Annotated in this window: 2 protein-coding genes; both read left to right on the top strand. The window is 55.9% G+C overall.

All coding sequences use genetic code 11. The features are described from left to right. Positions 1-332: DUF433 domain-containing protein (locus tag CJ255_RS22235; RefSeq protein WP_097646223.1), on the top strand; the 332-nt coding region annotated here is incomplete at its 5' end. After that, positions 329-669 (top strand): DUF5615 family PIN-like protein (locus CJ255_RS22230; RefSeq protein ID WP_124682065.1); only part of this gene is annotated, 341 nt, incomplete at its 3' end. The genes CJ255_RS22235 and CJ255_RS22230, both read left to right, overlap by 4 nt.

Here is a 669-nt window from a genome sequence, read left to right as displayed (position 1 = left end):
CTATGCGCCTCGATCACTATCTTGATGTCCAGGCCGAAGATGTTATTCGGTTGAAAGGCCATCGCATTGGCCTTGAACATATCGTCGAACGCTACCACGAAGGGTACAGCCCAGAGCAGATTGCCCTTGAATATCCAGGGGTCAGCTTAGAACAGATCTATGGGGTGATCGCCTACTATCTGCATCATCAAGCGCACGTCGATGCCTACATTGCGCGCATTGATGCGGCAGCAGAGGCGCACTACCAGACATGGGCGGCAGCGATGCCCCCCATTTCGCAGCGGGTACGGGCGATCATCGCACAACGCCAACAGGAGCATGCGTTGCGATGAAGATCCGCTACCTACTCGACGAGAACTTGTCACCTCGCGTCAAGTTGACCGTCGCACGTCACTACCCTGGGCTTGATCTCCTGCGTGTTGGTGACGAGGGCGCACCCGCATTGGGAACCCTTGACCCTGAGTTGCTGGTTTGGCTCGATCAGCAGCAACGGGTTCTGGTGACCGATAATCGGAAGAGCATGCCAAGCCACATTGCAGATCATCACGCAGTCGGTGGCCACCATTGGGGCATTTTTTTGGTACGAAAACGCACCTCGCTCCTCCTGTTGGCAGAGACACTCTCTGTCTACTGGGATGTGACCGAGGCCGAGCAATGGCGTGATGTGAT

Origin of the sequence: Candidatus Viridilinea mediisalina (assembly GCF_002532535.1) — a bacterium.
Lineage (GTDB): Bacteria > Chloroflexota > Chloroflexia > Chloroflexales > Chloroflexaceae > Viridilinea > Viridilinea mediisalina.
This window is presented reverse-complemented; position numbering and strand designations above follow the sequence as displayed.